The organism is Treponema sp. OMZ 840, from assembly GCF_050937815.1.
GTDB lineage: Bacteria > Spirochaetota > Spirochaetia > Treponematales > Treponemataceae > Treponema_C.
On the sequence record NZ_JACDIJ010000046.1, the window covers coordinates 1 to 577 of the forward strand.

Below are 577 nucleotides of genomic sequence, written 5' to 3' on the forward strand. Positions count from 1 at the left end.
GCTGGAGATAGATGCGGAAAAGAAAGGCGCTGCATACGCTCTTACCCTTAAAGACGGAACGCTGTACAGTGCAGGGGATCATCAACAAGGCAGCTCCAGTCGTGCCCGTGTATGGAAGGGAGGCACCATGTACTTTGGAAACTTTCCACAATGGCTCGGAGCAAAGGCAATTTTAACCGACGGTACTTCCCTCTACATAGCGGGAAAGCTGAACAAAGACGGAAAAGCGGAAGCTACCATTGCCGATATAACGGACAAAACGCAAGTGCGCATTGCCCACCTGCATACAAGCGCGGTAGGGGAGAAAGGTTCGGAAGCTTTCGGCCTGTGCGCCTCGCCTTCGGCCTTTTATGCCGTAGGAACAATAGCCAACAACAATTCCTCCCAAAACAAGGCTGCCCTGTGGACAATAAGCAAAACACTTGACGGCACCGTAACCGAAACAAAGCTGGATACGGGAAGCTCTGTAAAGCCCAAGGCGGTATGCCTTTTGGACGGCGCAGTCTACGCTGCAGGAAAGAAAGCGGCGGATAAAGTTGTGGTATGGAAGGTTACGGGCACGGGACCAAGCGCAACG

Annotated in this window: 1 pseudogene; it reads left to right on the top strand. The window is 52.7% G+C overall.

Going from position 1 to position 577, the window contains the following annotated elements:
- Positions 1-577, top strand: a pseudogene (locus H0R92_RS14050) (hypothetical protein); the annotation flags it as partial.